The organism is Rhizobium sp. Root1203 (assembly GCF_001424945.1).
Classification (GTDB): domain Bacteria; phylum Pseudomonadota; class Alphaproteobacteria; order Rhizobiales; family Rhizobiaceae; genus Rhizobium.
Genome location: NZ_LMCW01000012.1, coordinates 988,635 through 1,006,957 on the forward strand (window position 1 = coordinate 988,635; position 18,323 = coordinate 1,006,957).

General features: G+C 60.9%; 18 protein-coding genes and 1 tRNA gene. 8 read left to right on the top strand and 11 right to left on the bottom strand.

All coding sequences use genetic code 11. The annotated features are described in order from the left end of the window. The first annotated feature begins 14 nt into the window (after nucleotides 1-14). From ASC97_RS15515 to ASC97_RS15525, 3 genes are all read left to right on the top strand, one after another. On the top strand, nucleotides 15-1,076 hold the full coding sequence (locus ASC97_RS15515; RefSeq protein WP_057469177.1) for an ABC transporter ATP-binding protein: 1,062 nt from the start codon (nucleotides 15-17) through the stop codon (nucleotides 1,074-1,076). Between the two features lie 124 nt (nucleotides 1,077-1,200). Beyond that, nucleotides 1,201-1,506 (top strand): NIPSNAP family protein, encoded by a 306-nt coding sequence (locus ASC97_RS15520; protein WP_057469178.1) that lies wholly within the window; start codon nucleotides 1,201-1,203, stop codon nucleotides 1,504-1,506. Between the two features lie 34 nt (nucleotides 1,507-1,540). Next, complete coding sequence (locus tag ASC97_RS15525; protein ID WP_057469179.1) at nucleotides 1,541-2,419, top strand: hypothetical protein; 879 nt, start codon at nucleotides 1,541-1,543, stop codon at nucleotides 2,417-2,419. Nucleotides 2,420-2,508: 89 nt separating this feature from the next. Here ASC97_RS15525 and metH read toward each other — a convergent pair whose 3' ends face one another. Further along, nucleotides 2,509-6,282 carry a methionine synthase gene (gene metH / locus ASC97_RS15530; RefSeq protein ID WP_057469180.1) on the bottom strand — a complete coding sequence of 1,258 codons (3,774 nt, stop codon included), beginning with the start codon at nucleotides 6,280-6,282 and terminating at the stop codon, nucleotides 2,509-2,511. Between the two features lie 171 nt (nucleotides 6,283-6,453). Here metH and ASC97_RS15535 point away from each other — a divergent pair, with 171 nt between their 5' ends. Beyond that, on the top strand, nucleotides 6,454-7,710 hold the full coding sequence (locus ASC97_RS15535; protein WP_057469181.1) for an AGE family epimerase/isomerase: 1,257 nt from the start codon (nucleotides 6,454-6,456) through the stop codon (nucleotides 7,708-7,710). A gap of 44 nt (nucleotides 7,711-7,754) precedes the next feature. Here ASC97_RS15535 and ASC97_RS15540 read toward each other — a convergent pair whose 3' ends face one another. The 7 genes from ASC97_RS15540 to ASC97_RS15570 form a co-directional block, all read right to left on the bottom strand. Then, nucleotides 7,755-8,243, bottom strand: a complete 489-nt coding sequence (locus tag ASC97_RS15540; protein WP_200959481.1) for a heme-degrading domain-containing protein — start codon at nucleotides 8,241-8,243, stop codon at nucleotides 7,755-7,757. Between the two features lie 88 nt (nucleotides 8,244-8,331). Then, on the bottom strand, nucleotides 8,332-8,943 hold the full coding sequence (locus ASC97_RS15545; protein ID WP_057469183.1) for a flavin reductase family protein: 612 nt from the start codon (nucleotides 8,941-8,943) through the stop codon (nucleotides 8,332-8,334). A gap of 3 nt (nucleotides 8,944-8,946) precedes the next feature. Beyond that, nucleotides 8,947-9,690, bottom strand: a complete 744-nt coding sequence (locus tag ASC97_RS15550) for an aspartate/glutamate racemase family protein (RefSeq protein ID WP_057469184.1) — start codon at nucleotides 9,688-9,690, stop codon at nucleotides 8,947-8,949. A gap of 4 nt (nucleotides 9,691-9,694) precedes the next feature. Further along, entirely contained in the window at nucleotides 9,695-10,516 is an 822-nt protein-coding gene (locus tag ASC97_RS15555; RefSeq protein ID WP_057469185.1) for an ABC transporter permease, read from the bottom strand. Between the two features lies 1 nt (nucleotide 10,517). Continuing rightward, nucleotides 10,518-11,432 carry an ABC transporter permease gene (locus tag ASC97_RS15560; protein ID WP_057469186.1) on the bottom strand — a complete coding sequence of 305 codons (915 nt, stop codon included), beginning with the start codon at nucleotides 11,430-11,432 and terminating at the stop codon, nucleotides 10,518-10,520. 167 nt (nucleotides 11,433-11,599) lie between these two features. Next, a complete protein-coding gene (locus ASC97_RS15565; RefSeq protein WP_057469187.1) occupies nucleotides 11,600-12,898 on the bottom strand; it encodes an ABC transporter substrate-binding protein in 1,299 nt (432 codons plus the stop codon). Between the two features lie 31 nt (nucleotides 12,899-12,929). Next, nucleotides 12,930-14,018, bottom strand: coding sequence for an ABC transporter ATP-binding protein (locus ASC97_RS15570; protein WP_057469188.1), 1,089 nt, complete (start codon nucleotides 14,016-14,018; stop codon nucleotides 12,930-12,932). Nucleotides 14,019-14,288: 270 nt separating this feature from the next. Between ASC97_RS15570 and ASC97_RS15575 the strand changes: the two genes are divergently transcribed. Beyond that, the gene (locus ASC97_RS15575; RefSeq protein ID WP_057469189.1) at nucleotides 14,289-15,002 is read left to right on the top strand and encodes a GntR family transcriptional regulator; all 714 of its coding nucleotides are present in this window, start codon (nucleotides 14,289-14,291) and stop codon (nucleotides 15,000-15,002) included. A gap of 79 nt (nucleotides 15,003-15,081) precedes the next feature. On the opposite strand, the gene ASC97_RS15580 is transcribed toward ASC97_RS15575, so the two are convergent. Together ASC97_RS15580 and ASC97_RS15585 are read right to left on the bottom strand one after the other, a co-directional pair. After that, a complete protein-coding gene (locus ASC97_RS15580; protein WP_057469190.1) occupies nucleotides 15,082-15,465 on the bottom strand; it encodes a hypothetical protein in 384 nt (127 codons plus the stop codon). 247 nt (nucleotides 15,466-15,712) lie between these two features. After that, nucleotides 15,713-16,459 (bottom strand): SIMPL domain-containing protein, encoded by a 747-nt coding sequence (locus ASC97_RS15585; protein WP_057469191.1) that lies wholly within the window; start codon nucleotides 16,457-16,459, stop codon nucleotides 15,713-15,715. A gap of 154 nt (nucleotides 16,460-16,613) precedes the next feature. Here ASC97_RS15585 and ASC97_RS15590 point away from each other — a divergent pair. Then, a tRNA-Ile gene (locus tag ASC97_RS15590) sits at nucleotides 16,614-16,689 on the top strand. Between the two features lie 28 nt (nucleotides 16,690-16,717). Here the strand turns inward: ASC97_RS15590 and ASC97_RS15595 are convergent. Then, complete coding sequence (locus ASC97_RS15595) at nucleotides 16,718-17,254, bottom strand: GNAT family N-acetyltransferase (RefSeq protein WP_057469192.1); 537 nt, start codon at nucleotides 17,252-17,254, stop codon at nucleotides 16,718-16,720. 174 nt (nucleotides 17,255-17,428) lie between these two features. Between ASC97_RS15595 and ASC97_RS15600 the strand changes: the two genes are divergently transcribed. Both ASC97_RS15600 and ASC97_RS15605 read left to right on the top strand, forming a co-directional pair. Then, the gene (locus ASC97_RS15600) at nucleotides 17,429-17,731 is read left to right on the top strand and encodes a hypothetical protein (RefSeq protein ID WP_057469193.1); all 303 of its coding nucleotides are present in this window, start codon (nucleotides 17,429-17,431) and stop codon (nucleotides 17,729-17,731) included. A gap of 275 nt (nucleotides 17,732-18,006) precedes the next feature. Then, a complete protein-coding gene (locus tag ASC97_RS15605; RefSeq protein WP_057469194.1) occupies nucleotides 18,007-18,255 on the top strand; it encodes a DUF1488 domain-containing protein in 249 nt (82 codons plus the stop codon). The last annotated feature ends 68 nt before the right edge of the window (nucleotides 18,256-18,323 follow it).

Sequence of the window (18,323 nt, forward strand, 5' to 3'; positions counted from 1 at the left end):
GGTATTTGGTTTTCATGGCCTTTCTCGAACTCGCAAACCTCAAGAAATCCTTCGGCAACGTACAGGTCGTGCATGACTTCAACATGCAGATCGAGAAGGGCGAATTCATTTCGTTCCTCGGCCCGTCCGGCTGCGGCAAGACGACGGTCTTGCGCATGATTGCAGGATTTGAAACGCCGACAGCCGGCCGGATCGCCATCGGCGGCAAGGAACAAGGCAATCTCAAGCCGAACAAGCGCAACATCGGCATGGTCTTCCAGGCCTACGCCCTGTTTCCCAACATGAGCGTCAACGACAACGTCGCGTTCGGCCTGAAGGTCGCAGGCGCTCCCCAGGCCGAGATTGATCAGCGCGTCAAGGAGATGCTGGGCCTCATCAAGCTCGACCATCTTGCCGATCGCTATCCCTACCAGCTGTCGGGCGGCCAGCAGCAACGCGTCGCACTGGCACGCGCGCTTGCCGTGAAGCCCCAGGTCCTGTTGCTCGACGAACCGCTCTCGGCTCTCGACGCCAAGATCCGCGTATCGCTGCGCGAAGAAATCCGCGCCATTCAGCAGAAGCTGGGGATCACCACGGTCTTCGTCACCCACGACCAGGAGGAGGCACTGTCCATCTCCGATCGCATCGTCGTCATGAATGGCGGTCGCGCGGATCAGATCGGCACGCCTTTCGAGATCTACAACACCCCGGCCACCCGCTTCGTCGCCTCGTTCGTCGGCACACTGAACATCATCGACGCGAAGGTGATCGATCCTGCGGTAAACCGCATCCAGATCGGCGATCAGGGCGTGACGCTGAAGCAATCGATCGCCGCCTTCAAGGCGGGCGACACGGTGTCTCTCGCCCTCCGCCCGGAAGCCGGCTCGCTATCCGATACGATCGCCAGCGATACGGCACTGAGAGGCGAAGTGGTGTCGGCACATTTTCTGGGGTCCGTCATCCGCACGCGGATGAACGTCGGCGGCAACGTCATTTCCTTCGACATGTTCAACAGTCCCGGCGTCACGCCGCCGGCAACCGGCGAGACTGTGACGCTGCGGTTCATGGCCGCCGACCTTCTCGTCATTCGCGACTGATCGGCTGAGGACCTACCGACGAGGGGTTTGCCGAACGACCGGCTTGCGGCGAGATCGCAAGCCGCTCACTATAGTCCCGTCGGGTGGCAGTTCGCCCGGCACGCCTCACACAAGAGATATTTCAATGATTACCTGCCACCTGCGCTATGTACTCGACCCCTACAAGATTTCGGAATTTGAAGAATATGCCCGGCTCTGGATCCCGATCGTCAATCGGATGGGCGGCAACCATCACGGCTATTTCCTGCCCTCGGAAGGCGCCAGCAATATCGCGGTTGCGCTCTTCTCCTTCCCAAGCTTTGCGGCCTATGAGGATTATCGCCTGCGCATGGCTGGAGACGCTGAATGCCAGGCGGCCTTGGAGCTCGACCGCCGCAACCGCAGCATCATCAGCTACGAGCGCAGCTTCATGCGTCCGGTCCTCGGCTAGGCCGCGCGCAGTCTGCCAGGGCGAGTGAACCCAAATGCCTGAACCTCGGATAAGAATTCTCGATACCATCACCAGCCCCGGAAATCCGGAAAGGCCCAATGACGACCGCTTCGGCCACAACGACGCCACCGCCTTCGTTATCGACGGCGCCACGGGTCTCGGCGATCGCCGGTATATGGAGGAGGCCGACAGCGACGCCGCCTGGATCGCCGAGCGATTTGCGCACGGTTTTCAGCAGCATTTGACGCGCGACACCAAGGTCTCCGACGTCGCTCGCACCCTCTCCGTGAATGCGCTTGCCGCCTTTCAGGACCGCAATACCGACGTGCCGCGCTACGCCTGGCCGCTTGCGGCCTTCGCCATGGTGCACGCGACGCGCAGCGGTCTTTCGTTCCTCGGCCTGGGAGACTCCTGTCTGTTCCTGTTGCGCGATGACGGCTCTGCGAGCATGCATATGGCAATCCCCGATGCCTACGCCAACGAGCAATTGCACGCCCAAAGCCACATTGCCCGGACCGGCGGCATCACCAGGGATGGCGGCGCGCTCGGCAATCCGGAAACTCTTGCGGCACTTCGCCGGCATCGGGAGAACCAGAACACGGTCGACAGCGGTGTCTGGACCTTGGGTCTCGTGCCTGACGCTGCCGACCATCTAGTCTCGGAGGAGCTTCGGATCGAAGGCACGGGCCACGCCATCGTCTGCAGTGACGGCTTCTCGGACCTCGTCGTCCTTTATGCGGCCTATACGTCGGCAAGCCTTGTGAGGACTGCGCTCGACAACGGCTTAGCGCCGATGGTCGACGAGCTGAGACGTTTCGAACGCGAAATCGATCCGGAAGGGATTCGCTTTCCACGTTTCAAACAGAGCGACGACACCACGGCACTTCTCGTCGAGCTGAGCGCCGGAATCTGATCGAATTTTCCATTCAGAATCAGCGAATTAGCTACAAACCCTGAATCACTTTCTGCGCGCATTGAATCGAGGCATGAAGACGCGGCCGCTTAGGCCGCGTCCTCGATCTCGTCCTGCCGCTTGCGCGGTACATAGTTGAGCACCGGCCCCAGCCAGCGCTCGACTTCTGCGACATCCATGCCCTTTCGGCCGGCATAATCCTCGACCTGATCGCGCTCGACCTTCGCCACACCGAAATAGTAGGACTCGGGATGGCCGATGTAGATGCCCGAAACCGAGGAGCCGGGCCACATCGCATAGCTTTCCGTCAACTTTACACCGGCAGCATTCTCGGCATCGAGGAGACGGAACAGCGTTTCCTTTTCCGTGTGGTCAGGCTGGGCCGGGTAGCCCGGCGCCGGGCGGATACCGGCATATTCCTCGGTGATGAGCTGCTCGTTGCTCAGCGTCTCGTCCTTGGCATAACCCCAGTAATCGCGCCGGACCCGCTCATGCATGCGTTCGGCGAAGGCCTCGGCAAAACGGTCGGCCAGCGCCTTCACCAGGATGGACGAATAATCGTCATTGGCGCGCTCGAAACGCTCTGCAATCGCGATTTCCTCGATACCCGCGGTGACGACGAAGCCGCCGACATAGTCCTGCACGCCGCTTGAGACTGGCGCCACGAAATCGCACAGCGCCACATTCGGTCGGCCGTCGCGCTTCGAAAGCTGCTGGCGGAGCGTGTAGAACATTGCCAGCTCCTGGCTGCGCGCCTCGTCCTTGAACAGGCGAATGTCGTCGCCGACGGCGCCCGCCGGCCAGAAGCCGATGACGGCGCGCGGGCGGAACCACTTCTCGTCGATGATCTTCTTCAGCATCGCCTGCGCGTCCGCCCACAACGCGCGTGCCGCCTCGCCCTGCTTCTCGTCCTCGAGAATGGCAGGGTAGCGGCCGCGCAGTTCCCAGGTCTGGAAGAACGGCGTCCAGTCGATGTACTTCGCAAGCGTCTCAAGGTCGTAGTCTTCAAAGACCTTGGTGCCGAGGAAACTCGGCGTCGTCGGCGTGTAGGCCGACCAGTCGACCTTCTGGGCATTCTCGCGCGCACGAACGAGCGGCAGGCGAACCTTCTCGGCCTCGCTGCGGGCATGGGCCGCTGCCACCTTCGCATACTCGGCGCGGATGTCCGTGATGTAGCCATCGCGGGCGTCCGGCGACAGCAGAGCCGAGACAACGCCCACGGCACGGCTGGCATCGGTCACGTAGACGGCCTGCCCCTTGTTGTAGCCCGGGTGAATCTTGACGGCCGTATGGACACGACTGGTGGTGGCGCCGCCGATCAGCAAGGGCAGATCAAGCCCCTGGCGTTCCATCTCGGCTGCAACGTGGACCATCTCGTCGAGCGACGGCGTAATCAGCCCCGACAGGCCAATGATGTCGACATCTTCCGCCACTGCCGTTTCCAATATTTTCGTGGCCGGCACCATGACGCCGAGATCGATGATTTCGTAGTTGTTGCAGGCAAGCACGACACCGACGATGTTCTTGCCGATATCGTGGACGTCGCCCTTGACGGTCGCCATGAGAATCTTGCCCGCCGACTTCCGCTGGTCGCCGCCGGTGAGGCGCTTTTCTTCTTCCATGTAGGGCAGCAGAACCGCAACCGCCTGCTTCATCACGCGTGCCGACTTGACCACCTGCGGCAGGAACATCTTGCCCGAGCCGAAGAGATCGCCGACCACGTTCATCCCGGCCATCAGCGGGCCTTCGATGACATGCAGCGGACGCGCCGCCTTCAGGCGTGCCTCCTCGGTGTCGGCGTCGATGTACTCGGTAATGCCGTTGACCAGCGCATGCTCGAGCCGCTTTTCGACCGACCATTCGCGCCACGACAGATCCTGAACGCGCGCTTCTCGCGTGCCGGCACCGCGGAAACGCTCGGCAACCTCGAGCAGCCTCTCCGTGCCGTCGGGCCGCCGGTTCAGCACCACGTCCTCGCAGGCCTCGCGCAGTTCCGGGTCGATGTTGTCGTAGACGGCAAGCTGGCCAGCATTGACGATGCCCATGTCCATGCCTGCCTGAATGGCGTGGTACAGGAACACCGCGTGCATCGCCTCGCGCACCGGTTCGTTGCCGCGGAAGGAGAACGACAGGTTGGACACGCCGCCGGATATATGCACCAGCGGCATGCGCTGACGGATGGTCCGCGTCGCCTCGATGAAATCGACGCCGTAGTTGTTGTGCTCCTCGATACCGGTCGCCACCGCGAAGATGTTCGGATCGAAAATGATGTCCTCGGGCGGGAAGCCCGCCTGCTCGGTCAGGAGCTTATAGGCGCGCGTGCAGATCTCGACCTTGCGGTCGTAGCTGTCCGCCTGCCCGGTCTCGTCAAAGGCCATCACGACCACGGCCGCGCCGTAAGCGTGCAGCAGGCGCGCCTGGGCAAGAAAATTCTCCTCGCCTTCCTTCAGCGAGATCGAGTTGACGATCGGCTTGCCCTGAACGCGCTTCAGGCCGGATTCGATGATCGAGAACTTGGAGCTGTCGATCATAACTGGCACGCGGGCGATATCCGGCTCGGCAGCGATCAGGTTCAGAAACTCGATCATTGCCTTTTCGGAATCGATCAGGCCTTCGTCCATGTTGATGTCGATGACCTGAGCACCGTTCTCGACCTGATCGCGCGCGACGTCGAGCGCTGCCGTATAGTCGGCATTGGTGATCAGCTTGCGGAACTTCGCCGAACCGGTGACATTGGTGCGCTCGCCGACGTTGACGAACGGAATGTCCTTGGTCAGCTCGAAGGGCTCGAGGCCCGACAGCGACATGAATGGACGATGCTCCGGAATCTCGCGTGGCTTGTATTTTGCCACGGTTTCGGCAATCGCGCGGATATGCTCCGGCGTCGAGCCGCAGCAACCGCCGACGATGTTGACCAGGCCCTCGCGCGCAAAACTCTCGATCTGGGCAGCCATCAGTTCCGGCGTCTCGTCATACTGGCCGAACTCATTCGGCAGGCCGGCATTCGGGTAGGCGCAAATGAAGGTATCAGCAACGCCCGACAGTTCCTGCAGATGCGGGCGCATGGCGTTGGCGCCGAGCGCGCAGTTGAGGCCGATCGTGAACGGATTTGCATGGCGCACCGAGTTCCAGAATGCAGACGGCGTCTGGCCGGAAAGCGTGCGTCCCGAGAGGTCGGTGATCGTGCCGGAGATCATGACTGGCAGGCGAATGCCCTTGGCCGCAAAGCGTTCCTCGCAGGCGAAAATTGCCGCTTTGGCGTTCAGGGTATCGAAAATCGTCTCGATCAGGATGATATCGGCACCGCCGTCGATCAAACCGTCGATCTGCTCGCCGTAGGCGATGCGCAGGTCGTCGAAGCTGACGGCCCGGAAACCGGGGTTGTTGACGTCGGGCGAGATCGAGGCCGTTCTGTTCGTCGGGCCGATGGCGCCGGCAACGAAACGGCGACGCCCGTCCTCTCGCTCTGCTCGAACCGCGGCGCGGCGCACAATCTCCGCGCCTTCCTTGTTGAGGGCGTAGACTTCGCCCTCCATGGCATAATCCGCCTGGGCAATACGCGTCGACGAGAAGGTGTTGGTCTCGAGAATATCGGCGCCGGCCTTGGCGTATTTGTAATGGATTTCCTCGATAGCATCCGGCTGCGTCAGGATCAGAAGGTCGTTGTTGCCCTTCTGGTGGCAGGCGCAACCGATGAAACGGTCACCCCGAAAATGGTCCTCGTCAAAGCCGAGCCCCTGGATCTGCGTGCCCATTGCACCATCAAGAACGAGGATGCGTTCGCTTGCCGCTTTCTTCAGGGCTGCAAACACATCACCGCCGTCACGCGTTGCCCCCTGGGGACCAAAAAGATTGTCAAACACGGGCAGGCTCCTTGACGTCGTTAAAGACCAGCGCTCCAAATCACATAAAGATATCTTTATGTCAATATACGCTTGTCGAAACTGCACCGGACGCGGTTGCCGGGTGACAGACTCGAACCGCCCCTATATAGGCGCTTTAGAAGGTATTGTGCACGCAATCGGAGGAGTATCATGACACCTGCAATCGGCGACGCCACGCTTGGAAACTGGACGACCCGCAGCTACCATCGCAACTGGCTGCTAGGACAGGCCAATGCCCTGTTTGATTTCTTCCAGCACGATTCCATCAATCCCAAGGGCGGGTTCTACGATCTGGACGATACCGGCAAACCGCTCGACGCCGAGGGTCAGGTGCGCGGCGTGCATATCGCCGCACGTGCAGTCCATTGCTTCTCGATCGGCGCCCTGCTCGGCCGTCCCGGCGCGGCTGACGTGGTTGACCACGGCATGCAGTATATCTGGAACCACCATCGCGACAAGAAAAACGGCGGATACTTCTGGTCGCTCAAGAATGATGGCCCGGTGGATTCCACCAAACAGGGATATGGACACGCCTTCGTGCTGCTCGCCGGCTCGTCGGCGAAAACAATCGGCCACCCCTTGGCAGACGCCATGATCGCCGACGTCACCGAAGTCCTGAACGCCAGGTTCTGGGAACCGCGCCACGGTGCCATCGCGGAGGAATTCAATGCCGATTGGTCGCTGATCGACGGTGGCACCTACCGCGGCCAGAATTCCAACATGCACTTGACCGAAGCGCTGATGGCCGCCTTCGAAGCCACCGGCGACAAGGCCTATCTCGACAAGGCCGAAAGCATCGCCGATCTGGTGATCCGCCGTGCCGCGGGATCCGTTGACTGGCGCGTCGCGGAGCACTTCTCGTCCGAATGGATCCTCGACAAAAGCTATCGCGGCAACGAAATGTTCCGCCCCTCGGGCACCACACCCGGCCACTGGCTGGAATGGGCGCGCCTGCTGCTGCAGCTCTGGTCGCTCGGCGGCAAGAAGCACGCGTGGATGCCGGATGCCGCCAAGGCCCTCTTCGCGCAGTCGATGCTGCTCGGCTGGGACGCCGACAAGGGCGGCTTCTTCTACACGCTCGATTGGGAAGACGCGCCGGCCAAGCGCGACAAGCTGTGGTGGCCTGCCTCGGAAGGCGCGGCCGCTGCGCATTACCTCAACGAGCACCTGCCGAGTGATTATCACGAGGAAAGCTATCGCAAGATCTGGAGCGTGATCGAACGTTGCTTCATCGACCATAAGAATGGCGGCTGGCACGAAGAACTGACCGAGGACCTCGTTCCCGCTCATACCATCTTCCCGGGCAAGGGCGACATCTATCACGCACTGCAAGCCTGCCTGATCCCGCTATTCCCGGCAACCGGCAGCCTGACGAAGGTGATCGCCGAGGCCGGCGGCAAGATCTAGTTCGATGTAGCAGGCGGCGCCCTGATATCGGGCGCCGCTTTCGTTCAAGCAAGGCTCAGCGCGTCAAGATCCTTTGCCAGTATCAGCGCCAGCGCTTCGACCGCCAGATTGTGATCGTCGCGCTGCGGCAGGCCCGACACCGTCACCGCGCCAATACAGCCGGTTCCCTTGACGTTGATCGGAAAACTGCCGCCATGCGGCGCATAGTCCGCGTCCGACAAGCCGTTGTCGGCCACGGTCTTTCCCTTTTCCTTGAGCTCCAGGCCAATCGCGTAGCTGCTCCTGAAGTAGCGCAGCACCAGATTGCGCTTGCGGCGCACCCATTGAACGTTGTCCGGCGTCACGCCCGGAAGCGCGGCGTAGAAAACAGGCATCGCATGCAGCGTGATGTCGATGGCGATGCCAAGGCCGCGTTCGCTGCCGAGTTCCTGCAGCAGCTTGCCGAGTTGCCAGGCCGTGCCCAGATCGAACGCGTCGAAGCTCAACGCCGTTTCCTGTTCCGCGATCCGCTTGAGATCCTCGTCGGCCGTGATCATGTCTGTTTCTCTCCGCTATGCTTTTGGCTGACCATTCGCAACCCAAGCGGAAAAGTAAAGCAAAATCGTGGTGATACGGCTCGTGTCAGAACTTCGGCGTCAGCATCTCGAAGCGGTCGCGGATCGTGCTGCAGGTGTCACCGCCAAGACGCGCAATGGCATCGACCGCTGCCGGATCGACGCGCAAACGCTCCGGATCGACGACACCGTCGCGATAGTGCGCATAGACGATCTCGCCCATGATGATCTGTCGCGACTTTCCGAGCTCCAGCGTCACGTGCCGTTTGCACTCGAAGGCCGCCGGCGCCTCGGCGATCCACGGCGACGCGACCTTGGTGCCGGGCACCGCAGTCAATCCCGCTTCCTTCAGTTCATCGACGCCGCGCGGATATTTGGAGCCGCATATATGCATTGCTTCAGCAATCGCGAACGAGACGATATTGACGGTGAAGACCTCCGTCATGCGGATATTGTGGCCGGTATCCTTGAAAGACATATCCGGGTTGTTCTCGACGCCCAAAGCCAGGATGGGCGGATCGGCCGACAGGCAATTGAAGAAGCTGAATGGTGCAGCGTTGATGCGGCCATGCTCGTCCACCGTCGTCACCAGCGCGATCGGACGCGGAATGACGGTGCCGATCATCAGCTTGTAGCGATCGCGCTCGGAAAGCGTTTCGAAGTCGAAGGAAATGGACATCGCTCAGCCCACTGCCCGCATGGGCGCAAAACCGCTCATCGCGCCGACAAAGGGCTTGGCCAGCGGCGAGGCATAAGAGCCACGCTTGCTGGTCGACAATCCAAGCGACACCAGCGCCTCGGCTTGCTTGACTGCGGCGGTAACGCCATCCACCACGGGCACGCCATAGATTGCCTGCAGTTCGCGCGCCAGGTCGGTCATGCCGGCACAGCCAAGCACGATCGCCTCCGCCCCGTCTTCGCGGAGTGCCCTTTCGATCTCCGCACGCAACGTCGCGATCGCGCCGGACGCTGGATCATCGAGCTCGAGCACGGGGATATCGGATGCCCGAACCTTCGCACGCTCGCCCATGCCGTAGCGCCGGACAAGATTTTCGATCAGCACGCGCGACCGCTCCAGCGTCGTCACGACGGTGAACCGCTGGGCAAGAAAGCCCGCAGTCGCAATGGCGGATTCGCAGAGCCCGAGCACCGGAACATCGGCAAAGCTGCGCGCCGCCTCAAGCCCGGTGTCGTCGAAGCAGGCGACAACGGCTGCGTCGTAGCCGGCGGCCACCCGCTCCCTCAGTTCGGACAGAAGGCCGGGGATGGCGAGCGCGCCATCATAGTGCCCCTCGATGGAGGCTGGCCCCATGCGCGATGTTGCCGGGATGATGTCCGTCCCCGCTGCAGCCACCGCCCGGGCTGCGATTGCGGCCTTCTCGGTCATCGAAGCCGTCGTGTTTGGATTGACGAGGAGAATGCGCATGATGTCAGCTTATCTTTGCCTGGCGTCGACTGAGCATGAGCATGATGCCGAGCGCAATGAGAATGATGGTGAAGGAGAAGAGCGTCGTGACGGTACCGAGCGCATAGAGCACCGGCGTCGTGACGTTGGTCGTCATGCCGTAGATCTCGAGCGGCAGCGTGTTGTAGCTGCCGGAAGTCATCAGCGTACGCGCGAATTCGTCATAGGAGAGCGTGAAGCCGAACAGGCCGACGCCGATCAGGCTTGGCGCAATCATCGGCAGCACGACATGGCGGAAGGTCTGCCAGGAATTCGCCCCGAGATCGCGCGCCGCCTCCTCATAGGCCGGTGAGAAGCGGTTGAAGACGGCAAACATGATCAGCACGCCAAAGGGCAGCGTCCATGTCAGATGCGCGCCGAAGGCCGATGAGTACCAGGCGGGCCGCAGGCCGCCCTGCTGGAACACGACACCGATACCAAGCGAGATGATGATCGACGGAACAACGAGGCTGGCGACCGTCGTATAGAAAAGTACCGTGGAACCTCGAAACCGCCGGCGGAACGCCAGGCCTGCAAGCAGCGACACCACGACCGTCACCACCATCACCATCAAGCCGAGCGTGAACGACCGACGGAAGGAGGCACCGAAATCGCCGACCGCCTGCTTTTCGAAAAGGTTGAAGAACCAGTGCACGGATACGCCGTTCAGCGGGAAGGTCAAACCGCCCTCCGGGCCCTGGAAGGACAGGATCAGGATCGCCGACAGCGGCCCGTAGAGGAACAGCACGAAGGCCAGAAAGAAAACCGCCAGCAAATAGAATTCGAAGGTGCGCTTTTCGTGATTCATCTCAAAGCTCCTTGCGGATGTCGACGACGCGCAGGATCGCCGCGACCATCATCAGAACGACGATCAGGAGCACCACGGCATTGGCGGCCGCTGCCGGGTACTGTAGCAGGGACATCTGGTTCTTCATCATCAGCGCCACCGATGCGCTCTGGCCGCCTGACATGACCTGCACCGTCGAGAAGTCAGCCATGACAAGCGTCACGACGAAGATCGAGCCGATCGCAATGCCGGGCTTTGCGAGCGGCAGCACGACATTCCAGAGGATCTGCCACCCGCTGGCGCCTGCATCGCGCGCCGCCTCGAACAGCGAGCGATCAATGCGCATCAGCGTATTGAAGATCGGCGTCACCATGAACAGCGTGTAGAGATGCACCATCGCGAGCACGACAGCGAAATCGGAATAGAGCAGCCACTCGATCGGCTGCGGGACGATCCCCATGTCGACCAGCGCCGTATTGACCAGTCCATTGCGCCCGAGCACCGGGATCCACGAGATCATCCGGATGATGTTCGACGTCATGAACGGCACGGTGCAGACGAGAAAAAGGAGCATCTGCGTCGTCGTGCGGCGGATGTGGAATGCGAGGAAATAGGCGACCCAGAAGCCGATGAAGAGGGTCAGCACCCAGACGATTGCCGTGAATTTCAACGTATTGAGATAGGTCTTCCACGTGACCCACGAGCCGAGTGTATCGGTGTAGTTCATCGTCAGGAAGGCCGGGTAGAGGCCGGCGAAGTCATAATCCCAGAAACTGACGACTGCGATCATCAAGATCGGCAGGACGAAGAAGAAACCGAGGATGACAATTAGCGGCGTTGCCTGGATATAGGAGGCGGTCCACGGCGGAAGGCGAAAGCCGCCGCTGCGGACCTGTGCGGCCGTTTCGTCTGCCTGCTGTGAAGCGATCGTTGCCATCCCCAATCCTTTCGGAAATCAAGCTTTCATCCTGGCGGATAGAGGGAGGTGCCGTCTGAGACACCCCCCCAACCCTCCCCACAGGGGGGAGGGAGTTTTCCTGGCCGCACCTCCTCGGAGCTCCCTCCCCCTGGGGGGAGGGGAAAGCGGCAATCGCAACGCTTTCCTTAGGCAGCGATGAACTCATTCCAGCGGCGGACCATGTAGCGGTCTTCGTCCATGACGGAGTTCCAGCATGCGACATGACCCATGCGCTCTTCGAACGAACCACCGTCGCGAACGGCGCCCGCCTTCTCCATGATCTTGCCTTCCGGAGACAGGATATCGCCCTGCGCCGGCTTGCCCTCGATCCAGTAGCCCCACTCGTCGGCGGACATGAATTCCTTTGCGGTGTCCATGGCGGCGGAATAGTAGCCCTGACGATTGAGATAGCCGCCGACCCAGCCGGAGGTGTACCAGTTGATGTACTCATAGGCCGCGTCGAGTTCGGCGCCCTTGAGGTGGGACGCCAGGCCAAGACCGCCGCCCCACGCGCGGTAGCCTTCCTTGAGCGGCTGGAACGTGCAGGCGATGCCCTTCGAGCGGACTGCGGCAACGGCGGGCGACCACATGGACTGGATCACAACTTCGCCCGATGCCATCAGGTTGACGCTCTCGTCGAACGACTTCCAGAACGCGCGGAACTGGCCGTCCTGCTTGGTCTTGATGAGGAAGTCGATCGTCTGGTCGATTTCCGCCTTGGTCATGTTGCCCTTGTCGGCATATTTGATCTTGCCGGAGGCTTCCATGATCATTGCGGCATCCATGATGCCGATCGACGGGATGTTGAGGATCGCGGTCTTGCCCTTGAAGGCGGGATCGAGAATGTCGGCCCAGCTGGTGATCGAACGGCCGGTAAGATCGGGACGGATGCCGAGCGTGTCGGCGTTGTAGATGGTCGGGACCATCGTCATCCACTGCGTCGGCTCCTTGGCGAAGGTCTTGGACGCCTGGCCTTCGACGAAGCCGACCGTATGCGGTGCCGTACCTTGGGCGATGACGCTGTCGGGCTTCAGCTTGCCGTTGATGAAGAGCGGCACGATCTTGTCGTAGTACTTGAGTTTCTTGACGTCCATCGGCTGCAGCACGCCGGTCGGGTAAACCTTCTTGGCGATCCAGTATTCGACGTCGGCGATATCGTAGCTGTCGGGCTGCGTGACGGCGCGCTGCGCGGCGGCGTCGGAATCGGTTGCAGTCATCTCCAGGGTGATGCCCAGGTCGGCCTTGCACTTCTCGGCGATCGCATTGATGTTCGAAACGCCGGTGCCGAACTGGCGCAGCGTGACGTTCGTTTTCGCCCAGATGGTCGGGAAGCCGGTGATGAGGCCGGAGCCGGCAATTGCGCCGGCCGCAGCAGCGCCCGTCTTCAGGAGCGTACGGCGGGACAGGCCATTGCCCGTCTTGGTCGATTTCGTTTCATCAGTCATGTCAGTTCCCTCTTTTTGTGGTGATGATGATTCATGCGGAAACGCGGCCGAGGAGGACGGCATCCTCAAGGGCCCAACTCAAAGACACCGCATCGCCCACCGACACGGGTTTGGCGAAATAATCGCCGTCGCTTGCGATGACCGTGAAGTCGTCGCTGCCCGCGCCGACGACGGTGATCTTCACCGAAGCGCCGCGATATTCGATGTTGGAGACGACGCCGTTGAAGCCGAGCGTCTTGTCGGAGGCACTGTCGAGACGCACGCGGTCGGTGCGGATGCCGATATCGACCGCCTCGCCGACCCGCCTTCCCTCGCCGCGTACCGAAAACGTCTGGCCTTCTGGAACATCCAGCGTCACCACACCGTCATTCGAGGACCTCACGCGGCCGGAAAGAACATTGTGATCGCCCATGAAGCGGGCGACGAAGGCGGTCGCCGGGCGCTCGAACACGTCGCGCGGCGCTGCGGCCTGCTCGATCTTGCCCTCATTCATGATCACGATGACGTCTGCCAGCGCCATCGCCTCTTCCTGGCTGTGCGTCACATGGACAAACGTGATGCCGAGCGTCTTCTGCAGCTTCTTCAGTTCGGCGCGCATACGGATCTTCAGGAACGGATCCAGCGCCGACAGCGGCTCATCGAGCAGCAGCGCTTCAGGATCGGTAATCAGGGCGCGGGCGAGTGCCACGCGCTGCTGCTGGCCGCCCGAAAGCTGCGCCGGGCGGCGCGGCGCATAGGCCTCCATCTGCATCAGCTTCAGCATGTCCATCGCCTTGGCGCGCCGCTCGTCCTTTTCGACGCCCTTCATCTTCAGGCTGAAGGCGACGTTGTCGACGAGATCGAGGTGTGGAAACAGCGCATAGGACTGGAACATCATCGCCGTGCCGCGCTTGGCCGGCGGAAAATCGGTCACGACGGTGTTGCCGAGGCGGATATCGCCGGAGGAAATGCTCTCGTGTCCGGCGATCATTCTCAGCGTCGAGGTCTTGCCGCAGCCGGACGGCCCCAGGAAACAGCAATACGAGCCCGCCGGGATCTTCAGGCTGATCGCGTGCACTGCGGTGGTGGCGCCATACACCTTGGAAACGGATGCTATATCGATCTCTGCCGCTTTCGACATCGTGTCTTCCCCTGTTCGGGAAGAACAATGCATCTGCCGTGCCAGTTTCTATTGCACCGCATCAAACGCTTGGGAAAGCTGGCATTTCCTGCGGCGACAGGCTTTGCTGCAAAATTCAGCGCCTCGGCAGACCTGCACATGAAATAGGCTATCGTCTGCAATGCGTGCAAAAAATCGTATACAATTTAGTCGTCTCTTTGATCGCAAATTCCGATTAACTTTCGGGCCAAAGACGACTATCATTTACAGATATAGAAGGTATTCCATTTCATGAATTCGGCCTCGAACGCGCTCCAGACAACGGATGACTCCGCCGAAACCGGCGCCCAGCAGATCCGCGACGCCATCCGCGACGCGATTGTCGAGCGTCGGCTTTCGCCGGGAACAAAGCTGTCGGAAAGCGATGTCGGCAACCTGTTCAATGTCAGCCGAACGCTGGCGCGCGCCGCTCTCCAGGCACTGTCCTACGAAGGACTTGTCAATGTCGAGAAGAACCGCGGCGCGTTTGTCGCCTACCCCTCGCCCGACGAGGCCCGGCAGATCTTCGCCGCCCGGCGCCTGATCGAACCGGGCATCCTGCGCGAAGCCGCGGCCAGAATTACGCCGTCCGAGATTCAGCATCTGAAGCAGCTGTTGCTGGAAGAAACCCGGCTGATGGGTGAACGCGGACAGACCGCCCGCCGCGCCGAAATCAAGGCCTCCGGCGATTTTCATCTGACGCTTGCGGCCATCTCCGGCAATGCGATCATGCAGCGCTTCATGGACGAACTTGTTGCGCGTTCGTCGCTGGTGATCGCGCTATACGGCCAGTCGACCGTCTCAAGCTGCGGCCACTCCGAACATGGCGACATCGTAGCCGCGATGGAAAGCAAGGATCTCGATCGCGCATGCCGCCTCATGCTGCATCATATTGCGCATATCGAGGCAGACCTCGATCTGCGGGAGCGCAGGACGCAGGGACTGAAGGACGCATTCGAGCCCTGAATGTCCATCGGACGGGCTGCGCCGCGTTGGCGACACGGGGAGCGTCGCGGCCACCGACCGGCGGCCGCGAGAAGTGAACTCAATCGCGCGAGCGGCCCTCGGCCGGAACCGAGGCAACGGCCACGATATCGGGTGTACCTGTCGTATGCAGGCGTTTGCGCACAAGGACGCCCATGACGCGAGCGGCTGTCGAGAAGGTCATCTGATCGAGCGGTCCCTCGCCTTCCCACGGCTTCGTCAGCCGTTCGGTGACGGCGCCGACGATATTCATGGGGACGATGTCGTCGCATTGGCGCATGGCCTCGAAGACGCAGCTGATGGGAACAACCCGGCCCTCGAACGTCACGATCGGCTCCGTAAGTTCTGTGTCCCACTCTTCAAAAGCATAGAGCGCTTCGCGGAAGAGTTCCTGAAGGGTGAACGGGGCGTGTCCATTGTGAAGTGGCGGCAAGGCATTCGTCATGTCTGTCTCCTCTTGTGGGATAGTGCCAATTCCTCCTCATCGGCCGGCATCGAAGCGGGACCAGAACTCATGCTCCCGACCGGACCGAATAACACGATCAATGTTATAGTGTAATATACGTGTGATAAAGGCTTTTATCACACAGGTGTCCCGCAGTGACGGGCACGAAAAGATAAGCCGTTGATATTAAAAATAATATCAACGGCTTGAACCAAATCAACTTGCGTTACCGAAGGCCGAAAAGGGCTTATTGGGTGATCGCAAAGGTCACGTTGACGGTGATGTTGTAGCTCGTTTCACCACCCTGGATCGGCACAGACGAGTCGGATGCCTCCTTCATCATTGCCGCGCGGTAGACTGGCACCGGCTGCGGGCGTGGTCCGCTTTCGTTGATCTCGATAACGTTTCCGAGCTTCACGCCGGCCGCGCCGGCGAGCGTCTTCGCCCGGCTGATAGCGTCGGCGACGGCATCCTTGCGCGCCGCTTCGATCGCGCTGTCCGGCTTGTCGTTGGTGAACTGGATATCGCCGCCCTGATTGACGCCGAGCGTCACCGCCTGGTCTATGATCGCGCCGAGCTTGGACAGATCCCGGACGCGCACGGTCAGCGAATTCGACACCTGATAGCCGATCAGTTCGGGCGGCTGCGGCTGTCCGTCGCTGCTTTGCGGGAACCTGTACTGCGGCTGAACGGAGAAGCCCGATGTCTGCAGGTCGCGTTCTGCAATTCCCGCCTTCTTCAGGGCGGCAAGGACATCGCTCATCGCCTTGTTGTTCCCGTCGAGCGCCTCGCGGGCTGTCTTTTCCTGCCGGACGACGGACAGGTTGAGCACAGCCATGTCGGGTGCCAACGTGGACCGACCCTCGCCGATAACCGAAATCACCGACTGACGCGGCTGCGAATCAGCGGCAATGGCCGGCAGACCAACCGCGGCCGCCGCAGGCAGGCCGATCAGCAGGCTAAAGACGAACCCCTTGGTGTTGCGCAATGGCATGTTTCACTCCCCGATTGTGATCTACCGCTATTCCTTTGCCGTTGGATTGTGAAGCTATTGCGGCAATGGCTTGTGACCGCTCAAGATTTGCGTTAGAGCGAAACCGCCCCGGCGAACCATTGCGCCGGACGCACGGCAGCCACCATGGCCGCCCGGGCCTGTAGCTCAATGGTTAGAGCCGGCGGCTCATAACCGCTTGGTTGGGGGTTCGAGTCCCTCCGGGCCCACCATTTCCTCCCTTCACGACCCAGCGATGCGTTACGCAGGTGCGTCAAACTCCCCCTTTGAAATCTCGTAGATTACATGGGTGACCGGCGTGCCGTCGGGCATTGTTAGGATGTCGGTCCGATCCGCGAGCCTGGCGCCGAGTTTTTCCATGGCGCGGCGCGAGCGCAGGTTTGTTTCACCGACGCGAAAATAGACGGTCTCCACGAATCGGAATGCATGCGCCAGCAGGAGCCGTTTGACCTCCCGGTTCCAGGCGCCGCCCCAGTGACTGCGAGACAGAAACGACCAACCGATCTCCGCGCGCCCTGATCCTGCTTCGGACAGGTTATAGCGTGACGAACCGATAATCCGGTCGGATCCGTTGTCGATCACCACCATCGCGCCGCCCGACTCCAGCGATGCCTGAAACAGCCGCCGGAAGATTGGCTCCTGCCAGCGGTCGCGTGCAGGGTGCAACTTCCAAAGCTCGGGATCCGACGCGACCGAATAGAGCGCATCATAATCGGCCTTGATGAGCGGGCGAAGGCGGACGAGTTCGCCATGGAGAAGCGGTTGCATATCGAACATGTCTTCCACCCAAATCCAAACTGTGTCGATTCGACGCCGACAGGACGCCGAGCGTACACCTATGATCCTCCCGCAGGGCAATCGAATAGCTCATTCCCGCCAATTCCGCTCATTTGACAGCAGGCATTGATTATGCGCCGGATAGGCACACTTTATCCCTAGAGGAGCTTCGCCATGCAAACTGCCGGAGAAATGATGCTCAAGAAGCCGTCGGCGCTATCGGTTCCCGAGAGGCGTGTGCTCATCGATCATCTCGCGACGACGATCGTGAAGCTGACGCACGGATTGGCTGAGGCCGGCCAGTTGGAACTCCTGCCTGCAATGCTGGAAACGAAAGAAACACTCCGCCGGTTGACCGACGACCTCGCAGTCACGAACACGGACTATTCCGACAGGATCATCGCTGGGGCCGTCCAGCTTGTCGCGACAACCGAAGCGCTGCTCGAAGACGAATTTCTTTCATACACCATCCATTGAATGCCGAGATCCATTGAGTGCCGGGTGAACGGCCTGTCAGGCGTTCCTCTGCGACGGACGAACTCTGTTGTTGTTAAACGACCGGCAAAGGCGCAGTAATATACGGGAGACGGAAAGTCGCCCTAGATGTCGCGTTGGACTGAACGCCGAACCGACAGGTCGATCGACGAACGCGCGTCGTTCCAGATCGCGATCCTCACCAAATCAGGATTGTTTTCACGCCTCAAATCATTGCGCACGGCAACGGCGCTTCGCCACCAAAGGATTGGACTGCAATGGCGCTTATCTTTCCCAATAGAAGCCGCAGTTTTGACGAAACGAGACACGGTGTGCGCTTTCTCGGATACGACGGCATGTTCGAGGTGAGGTTCCTGGTCGAAGCGGAGGCGTTGAGAAGCGCCACCGAAGCGGCATGCCTGAACGCCTTCGATGCAACGCGACCCTCGATCCAGGAGGCGGCATCCAGGGCCTACGCGCGTCGGAAAGGAAACAATCTGACGCTTACGGCGCAGGATTTTCGTTGATCGGTTCGCCAGCCAGTGGCTGAAACTCACCGCACACCGGGTCATGCGGACAAGTGCGCGGATTGTTG

What these genes read in the sequence shown, in the direction of transcription:
- ASC97_RS15515 (WP_057469177.1), top strand. Translation starts at nt 15, where the DNA reads ATGGCCTTTCTCGAACTCGCAAACCTCAAGAAATCCTTCGGCAACGTA.
- ASC97_RS15520 (WP_057469178.1), top strand. Translation starts at nt 1,201, where the DNA reads ATGATTACCTGCCACCTGCGCTATGTACTCGACCCCTACAAGATTTCG.
- ASC97_RS15525 (WP_057469179.1), top strand. Translation starts at nt 1,541, where the DNA reads ATGCCTGAACCTCGGATAAGAATTCTCGATACCATCACCAGCCCCGGA.
- ASC97_RS15535 (WP_057469181.1), top strand. Translation starts at nt 6,454, where the DNA reads ATGACACCTGCAATCGGCGACGCCACGCTTGGAAACTGGACGACCCGC.
- ASC97_RS15545 (WP_057469183.1), bottom strand. Translation starts at nt 8,943, where the DNA reads ATGTCCATTTCCTTCGACTTCGAAACGCTTTCCGAGCGCGATCGCTAC.
- ASC97_RS15550 (WP_057469184.1), bottom strand. Translation starts at nt 9,690, where the DNA reads ATGCGCATTCTCCTCGTCAATCCAAACACGACGGCTTCGATGACCGAG.
- ASC97_RS15555 (WP_057469185.1), bottom strand. Translation starts at nt 10,516, where the DNA reads ATGAATCACGAAAAGCGCACCTTCGAATTCTATTTGCTGGCGGTTTTC.
- ASC97_RS15560 (WP_057469186.1), bottom strand. Translation starts at nt 11,432, where the DNA reads ATGGCAACGATCGCTTCACAGCAGGCAGACGAAACGGCCGCACAGGTC.
- ASC97_RS15565 (WP_057469187.1), bottom strand. Translation starts at nt 12,898, where the DNA reads ATGACTGATGAAACGAAATCGACCAAGACGGGCAATGGCCTGTCCCGC.
- ASC97_RS15570 (WP_057469188.1), bottom strand. Translation starts at nt 14,018, where the DNA reads ATGTCGAAAGCGGCAGAGATCGATATAGCATCCGTTTCCAAGGTGTAT.
- ASC97_RS15575 (WP_057469189.1), top strand. Translation starts at nt 14,289, where the DNA reads ATGAATTCGGCCTCGAACGCGCTCCAGACAACGGATGACTCCGCCGAA.
- ASC97_RS15580 (WP_057469190.1), bottom strand. Translation starts at nt 15,465, where the DNA reads ATGACGAATGCCTTGCCGCCACTTCACAATGGACACGCCCCGTTCACC.
- ASC97_RS15585 (WP_057469191.1), bottom strand. Translation starts at nt 16,459, where the DNA reads ATGCCATTGCGCAACACCAAGGGGTTCGTCTTTAGCCTGCTGATCGGC.
- ASC97_RS15595 (WP_057469192.1), bottom strand. Translation starts at nt 17,254, where the DNA reads ATGTTCGATATGCAACCGCTTCTCCATGGCGAACTCGTCCGCCTTCGC.
- ASC97_RS15600 (WP_057469193.1), top strand. Translation starts at nt 17,429, where the DNA reads ATGCAAACTGCCGGAGAAATGATGCTCAAGAAGCCGTCGGCGCTATCG.
- ASC97_RS15605 (WP_057469194.1), top strand. Translation starts at nt 18,007, where the DNA reads ATGGCGCTTATCTTTCCCAATAGAAGCCGCAGTTTTGACGAAACGAGA.